The sequence below is a fragment of the Kitasatospora nipponensis genome, from assembly GCF_039528135.1.
In the GTDB taxonomy this organism is placed as follows: Bacteria; Actinomycetota; Actinomycetes; order Streptomycetales; family Streptomycetaceae; genus Kitasatospora; species Kitasatospora nipponensis.
In genome coordinates, this window is sequence record NZ_BAAALF010000296.1 from 1 (window position 1) to 6,670 (window position 6,670).

The 6,670-nt window shown below is 74.8% G+C and carries 5 protein-coding genes and 1 pseudogene; 4 read left to right on the plus strand and 2 right to left on the minus strand.

All coding sequences use genetic code 11. The features are described from left to right. Positions 1–186 precede the first annotated feature (186 nt). Positions 187–1,044: a hypothetical protein gene (locus ABD323_RS38630; RefSeq protein WP_344446786.1), complete on the plus strand. Its 858-nt coding sequence runs from the start codon at positions 187–189 to the stop codon at positions 1,042–1,044. Between the two features lie 39 nt (positions 1,045–1,083). Here ABD323_RS38630 and ABD323_RS38635 read toward each other — a convergent pair whose 3' ends face one another. Then, positions 1,084–2,427: a right-handed parallel beta-helix repeat-containing protein gene (locus ABD323_RS38635; RefSeq protein ID WP_344446787.1), complete on the minus strand. Its 1,344-nt coding sequence runs from the start codon at positions 2,425–2,427 to the stop codon at positions 1,084–1,086. Between the two features lie 57 nt (positions 2,428–2,484). On the opposite strand from ABD323_RS38635, the gene ABD323_RS38640 reads away from it, so the two are divergent. Together ABD323_RS38640 and ABD323_RS38645 are read left to right on the plus strand one after the other, a co-directional pair. Beyond that, positions 2,485–3,693: a Dyp-type peroxidase gene (locus ABD323_RS38640; protein WP_344446788.1), complete on the plus strand. Its 1,209-nt coding sequence runs from the start codon at positions 2,485–2,487 to the stop codon at positions 3,691–3,693. Positions 3,694–4,086: 393 nt separating this feature from the next. Continuing rightward, positions 4,087–5,286: a hypothetical protein gene (locus tag ABD323_RS38645; RefSeq protein ID WP_344446789.1), complete on the plus strand. Its 1,200-nt coding sequence runs from the start codon at positions 4,087–4,089 to the stop codon at positions 5,284–5,286. On the opposite strand, the gene ABD323_RS38650 is transcribed toward ABD323_RS38645, so the two are convergent. After that, entirely contained in the window at positions 5,250–6,095 is an 846-nt protein-coding gene (locus tag ABD323_RS38650; protein WP_344446790.1) for a DUF3626 domain-containing protein, read from the minus strand. The two genes, ABD323_RS38645 and ABD323_RS38650, sit on opposite strands and share 37 nt — an antisense overlap. 164 nt (positions 6,096–6,259) lie before the next feature. On the opposite strand from ABD323_RS38650, the pseudogene ABD323_RS38655 reads away from it, so the two are divergent. After that, positions 6,260–6,670: pseudogene (locus ABD323_RS38655) on the plus strand (hypothetical protein); the annotation flags it as partial.

Here is a 6,670-nt window from a genome sequence, read left to right on the forward strand (position 1 = left end):
ATCGTGCGCGGCTGACCCACCGCACGATCCACCGCACGACCCGCCTCCGGAGCCCTGGTGGGGGCCCCCCCCCAGCGGCCCGCCCCCCCCGCCCGACTGCGTGACCGCCCGACTGCGTGACCGCCAGGCCGCGTGACCGACAGGCCGACCCGACCAAGACCCACAGCGATGAGAGAAGGCGACCGCATGGCCCGCAAGACCAGGACCGCCGGCCCCGCGCTGCGCCAGGACGGCTCAGGGGTGGGCAGGACCCGCTGGTTCCGGGCCCTGATCGCGCTCGCCGTGTGCGGCGCCGCGGTGGGCGGCGTGGCCGCCTACCGGGGCCTGTCGGTCGGCAGCGGCGAGCGGCCGGTGACGATGGACGAGGCATCCCGGTTGGCACTGACCCGGCTGAACCTGTACCAGGCCGACCCCGTGGCGGTAACCCTGACCGCCGCCGAGGGTGGCGGCGTGGTGCTGCGGGTCAGCGGAGTGGTGGACTACCGGACGCACCACGGCGTCGGGACCTACCGGACCACCGGGACCGGGCCCACCGGTTCGTCCGGCACGGCGGGCTCCAGCGCCGCCCCGCAGCTCGACCACGGTCTGATCGTCTGGGACAGCGACGGCCTGGGCCTGGCCCCCGCGCTGGACGGCACCCCACCCTGGCAGCAGGCCGAGCACATCCCCCGCTCGGGCTGGTCGCCGCGCTCCTACACCGCCGATCCGCTGGACGCCGGGCTCCGGCTGCTGATCGGGCTCGGCGCGGACCGGCCCGACAACCCGCTGCTGCTCGCCCAGTCCGGCGCCCGCTGGCTGGGCCGCGACCGGATCGACGGCCGCGACTACGACGAGTTCTCCGGCCCGCGGGCCACTGGCACCACCCCGGGCACCGGCCCCGACGGCGGGAAGTCGCCGCTGACCTACTGGGTGGACGGCGACGGCGGCCTGCGCAGGGTCTCGATGCGGATGCCGGGCCTGGGCACCCCGACCACCCTGGAGATCGCCGGGCACGACGCCGACGCCAAGCTTCCGGAGGCGCCGTGGGACACGGGCACGAGCTGAAACCCGACTCCGCGCCGCCACCCCTGGTCTGATGGCGCGTCAGTGCCGCACCGGCACCGCGCCGGCTTCCGTGGGCAGCGGGTACGCGTTCGGATCGACGGTCCCCGGCAGCCTCGTCGCCGGGCCGGCCGCGGCCGTCGTGTCGGACATCGAGGGCTGCGCGGGCGGCGCCGGCACCTGGCTGAACGGAACTCCGGGCGGCGCCTGCACCGAGGCCGCCCGACCGCTCGGCAGGCTGCCCCGCCCGTTCGCCCCGCAGCCCGCCAGGTCCTCCAGTCCGGCCGGGCTCTGGGTGGTCGGCTGGTTGCCGCTGAAGCAGTTATCGGGGTCGGCGGCGGCCAGCACCAGGTCCTCGCCATTGCCGGTGACCCGGTTGCCGGTGACCTGGTCGCCGCTCGCCGGGTGCCCCGGCGGGTCGGTGATGATCACCCCGACCGCCGTGTTGCCCTGGACCAGGTTGCGCTGCACGAGGTCCCCCGTGCCGCCGCCGATGCCGATCCCGATCCCGAAGCCGCCGTCCGCCTGCTCGGGAGTGTCGGCGGCGTTGTTGTCGGTGATCACGTTGCCCACGAGCACCGCGCCGTGCTGCGGGGCGAGCGCCTCCTGGTCGTTGGAGTTGATGGTGACCCCGACCCGGTTGCCGGTGACCAGGTTGCCCAGCACCGAGACGCCCTCGGAGGCGTTGGTGATCTCGATGCCGACCGCGTTGCGCGTCATCGTGTTGCCGCGGACCAGGGTGTCACAGGGCCGGCACTGACCGACGTAGATGCCCGAGTCGGCCTGCCCGGAGGTATAGGAGTCCTCGATCAGGCCGCCGTGCGCGTCGAACGCGTAGATGCCGTACAGACCGTTGTCGTACGACGTCACCCGGGTCGCCCGGAAGCCCTGGACCGCCGGGAAGCGGGTGGTGTCCAGCGGGTTGTACGCCGAGCCGCCGGCCCCGTGCTGCTGCAGCTTCTGGTCGGTGACGCCGGTGAACAGCACGCCGTTGGCAAGGTAGTCGCGCACGGTGAGGTTCTCCACCACCGAGCCCGCGCCGGTCACGGTGATGCCGTTGGCCAGTCGCACCCCGCCGTCGAAGACCACCGCATTGCGGTCCGTGCCGCGCAGCACCACGTCGGGCGTGGTGACCTGCACGCTCTCCCGGTACACACCCGGACCGATCAGCACCGTGTCCCCCGAACGGGCCACGCCCACCGCCTGCTGCACGGTGTGGAAGTCCTGCGGCACCCGAAGCACCGTCCCAGCCGGGTGCTTCGCGTCGGCGGACGCCGAACCCGAGGTGGAGCACCCGGTGGCCCCGAGCGCCACCGCCGCGACCAGCACCGACAGGCGCACCACCAGCGCCCGTAACCCCGCCGACCGACTCTGACGGATACTCAACGCGGATGGAGCGGGTGCCATTTGCATGACAGGTGTTCTATCGCCTCCAATAGCGGCATGGCCACCGAACCGGAAAACGCGCAGGATCCCACCCGCCCGGTCAGCGCCGGATTCGGGCGGCGGAGAGTCCTGCTCGCCGCCGGTGCGGTGCTGGCCGCCGGCATCGGCGCGACGGCCGACGACCTGGCCGGGAGGGACCTGACGGCCGGTCACGAGCGTGCCGCGGACGCCCCGCCGGCCGCCATCCCCTTCCACGGGCCCCGGCAGGCCGGTGTGACGGCGCCCCAGCAGCCGGCCACCCAACTGCTGGCCCTGGACCTCCCCCAGACCTCCGCCGCCGCCGACCGGCAGACCCTGCGCACCGTCCTCGACGAGCTGACCCACACTCTCGCCATGGCGGCTTCCGATGCCCCGTCGGATGCCCGGCTGCAGGGCGTCGGTACCACCCGACTCACCTCGCTGGTCGGCGTCGGCCCGGGGCTGGCCACCCGGCTCGGCCTCGACGTCCCCGCCGGGCTCGCCGAGTTGCCCCCCTTCCCCGGCGACCGGCTGGATCAGGCCCGCGGCGGCGGCGACCTGCTGCTCCAGCTGTGCGCCGCCGACCGCTGGACGCTGACCGTGGTCGCCGAACTCGCCGCCACCGCGGCCAAGGCCGCCGGCGCCACCCCGCGCTGGAGCCAGTCCGGCTTCCTGTCCGTGACCGCCCCGGGGACCACCCCGCGCAACCTGTTCGGCTTCAAGGACGGCACCGCCAATCCCGGTCCGGCGCAGGACGAGCAGTTCGTCTGGGGCCCGCCCGGCGCGCACCAGAACGGCACGGTGCTGGTCTACCGCCGGATCCGGATGGACGTGGCCGGCTTCGCTGCCCTGCCCGCGGACCAGCGCGACCGGACGATCGGCCGCCACGAGAGTGACGGTGTCCCGCTCACCGGTACCACCGAGCACGACGACCCGGACATCTACGCGAAGAACCCGGACGGCTCCTACGTGATCCCCGCCAACGCCCACGTCCGGCTCACCAGCCCCCGCCTCGACGGCGGTGCCCGGATGCTCCGACGCGGCTACAGCTACGACGACGGCCCGACCGACCGCGGCCTGCTGTTCTGCGCCTTCATGCGCGATCCCGCTCAATTCGTCCGGGTTCAGGACCGCTTGGCCACCCGCGACGCCCTCACCCCCTTCCTCCAGCACCAGGCCTCAGCCGTGGCCTACGTCCTGCCCGGCGCCGCGGTAGGCGGTAGCCTCGGCGCGCCGCTCTGGGCGTAGGGACGCCGGCGGCATCCGCCCGGGGCCTCCCTTACCTGAGGAACATGTCCCGCCCTCCACCGCCATCACCCGGTCGAAGTGCTCGCCCTCCGCCTCGTCGACCTCCATCAGCGCGAGCAGGCCGACATGGGCCACCGCGGTGTCCAGCCGCCCGGACCGTCGAGGTCGGTGGCCGCGACGCGGCACCCTCGGCGGCGAAACGGACGGCACCCGATCAGGTCGAGCACGGACTGGACCGGGGATGGATGTTGATAAACGTTCAGGTCTGTTGACCAGTGTTCTTCAGTATGATCAGATCCGTTGGGTCCTGTTCACAACGGCCCAGCGAATCGGGGAGCAATGGCCGCAGTCAGAAGGCTCGCAGTGTTGATCGGCCCCGGCGGATCGGTGCCCATGACCGAGATCGCCCAGACGGCCGACGGACGGCTGCCGCTGGCCTTCCTCACCGATCGCACCGACCGTGGCGCCAACGCCCCCGTGCTGCACGCGATGGCCGTCTCGCTCGCGCCGACCGAGCGGGTCGACTTCCAGGACCCGGCCGCCTGCCTGCGGGCCCTGCGCCGGCTCGGCGCGACGGCGGTGACCACCTTCCTCCCCCGACTCGCCCCCCTGGCGGCCGGCCTGCACAGCCGGCTCGCGGACGGCGTCGCGAGCGGACCGGATCAGCCGCAGGGGCCCTGGCCGGTGGAGGGGCCGTGGCGCGCGAGCGGGCCCGGCGGCCGGGCCGCCGGGCACCCGACCCCGACGGACCGGCCGGACAACGTGGAGCGGGCGACCGGCCAGCCGGCGGGCTACTCGGCCGACCCGCCGGCGGACCTGATGTCGGTGGAGATGCTGCGCAACTCCGGTGCCCGGTGGGGTTCGCGACTGGCCTTCGTCACCGACCGGCCCTGCCCCGTCGGTCCGGGCCGCGAGAGCGGTCTGCTCGCCCCCAGCTCCCGCTGCCCCGACCTGACCGACCGGGCCAGCGCGGCCGCCGCGCAGGCCGTGAGCCGACGACCGGCCAGCGGCGGGGCGTTCCGGGCGACCGCCAGGCTGACCGCCGACGGCCCCGAACTCCTCGACGTCACCGGCACCCTGGGCCCTCTGGTGGCCCGCGCCGCCCGGTTCGGGGCCGGCGAGGACCTGACCTGGCTGGCGCTGGCCTGCGCCGCCCGCCTGCCCGACGTGCCGCTGCCGGAGCAACTGACCTGGCGGCGCTGCGTGGCCGCCCTGCTGCTGCCGCCCCCACCCGGCGCCCACACCGTGGTCAGCGCCCCCTCCCGCCGTCATCTGCTGCGCCTGCGCAATGTCCTGACGGTTGATCAACTCAGCTGTGCGGGCGACAGGGTGGCCGACTGGGCCGGCGCGCCGGGCGGCTCCGTGGCCACCGTCTGGCTGGCCGCCGACGACCACCAGACGCTCCGGCGCCGGTTCGTCGACACGGCGGCCCTGCTGAACGAGGCCTTCGCCTTCGCGGACGTCTCCGGGGCCCCGGTGCGGGACGGACGGTGGCTCCGCTCGCTCACCTCCGCCGACCCCTCGCACGGCCACGCCGACCGCGGACCGACGTCACGTCATGTCAGTTCGGCGGAACCGAACCGGGCGAGGTAGTGCCAGACCCGCTTGAGCGCCTGCGGGTCATGGTGGCCGGACCGGGCGGCCTCCCCGACGATCCGCGGGTCCAACCGACCCCGCTCGGCGATCTCGGCGCCCAGCTCGACGAACTCCGCTCCCCGGTAGTCGGGGTGGCGGCGGAGCTCGTCCACCGAGAGCCGGAAGCCGCCGTGCCACTCGAGCGGGCACGGCAGCTCGTGGGCCTGCTCCTCGACGGCGGTGCCGCGGTAGCTCGGGTCGAGGACCAACGCCTCGACGTGCACGTCCAGTTGGACGGCCCCGTGGATCTGCGCCTCGACGTAGTCGTCGAGCGCGTCGCGGTGGTCCGCCGCGGCGAGCTCCACCAACGACATCGCCTGGCAGACGCCGAAGTCGACGGGCTCCGTGAAGCTGTCGGGGTAGCAGAAGGTGGAGCGCGCGTGGGACCGGGCGGTCAGCCGGAAGTGCGCGGAGCCGAAGCGTGGCGCGGCGCCGACCGTTCGACGGCGGAAGTTGAGCGCGCCGTAGACCGGCCGCTCGCTCGCCGGCGCCTCGTCGTACGCGCCGCCGAAGATCCGGCTCTCCCAGCGCCAACGCTCGCCGCCGGGGTGGGCGGTCAGGCCACCGTTGCTGGTCCCGGTGACGAACTGCGGGCGGTAGGCGCCCTGCTGGGCCAGCGCCGACAGGATGGGCTGCCCATCGACCGCCCGGTCCGGGTGGAAGTTCAGCGTGGTGCGCAGCCGCTGGTCGATCGGCCCCCCGGCGGCGCGGGCGGCGACGTGCCGGATGGCCCGGGCCTGGGGGGTCTCGGCGGCGAAGGTGCTCATCGCGGCAGTCTGCCGTGTCGTGGTCGCCGGCGCTGTGGAGTCGGTCACACCTGCGGGTGACCGTGCGGGGCACGAGCGTTGGTCTGCGCACGATCCGGTCGGAGCGGCGGCGGACGGTGGTTGACGACGCGTCGCCTTCCGGCCGGGTGGCTCGTTGGTGCTGAGTGGACTACAACGCCCGCTCGACACCGAGCCGTACCGGCCGTCCCTCGCACCCCGCCCCGCGGTGGCCGGCGGGGGTGACCCGGGCCGCCCTCGCCACCCTGGGAGTCGCGACCCTGCTGACGCTGGCCGCCTGCGCGGACGACGAACCGGCCACCCGGCTCGCCGACGCCGCCACCGCGTCGGCCGGTTCGGGGTCGGGCGGCGGGTCCACGGCGCCGTCGGCGGGCACGGAGCCGGGGCACGGCCCGCTCGGCTCGCTGGGCCGGCTCAGCCGCACCGGACTGGCGGGTGTGCGGGAGTCGGATGCGCCGATCTCCCCCGGAGCGCCGGGCGGCAGCCCCGCACCGGGCGCGGGGCAGACCACGGGCGGCCAGCAGCCGGCGGGCCCCGAACAGGCCGGGGGCCCCCGG

Coding starts and splice junctions, on each gene's coding strand:
- ABD323_RS38630 (WP_344446786.1), top strand. CDS start 187: ATGGCCCGCAAGACCAGGACCGCCGGCCCCGCGCTGCGCCAGGACGGC.
- ABD323_RS38640 (WP_344446788.1), top strand. CDS start 2,485: ATGGCCACCGAACCGGAAAACGCGCAGGATCCCACCCGCCCGGTCAGC.
- ABD323_RS38650 (WP_344446790.1), bottom strand. CDS start 6,095: ATGAGCACCTTCGCCGCCGAGACCCCCCAGGCCCGGGCCATCCGGCAC.
- ABD323_RS38645 (WP_344446789.1), top strand. CDS start 4,087: ATGACCGAGATCGCCCAGACGGCCGACGGACGGCTGCCGCTGGCCTTC.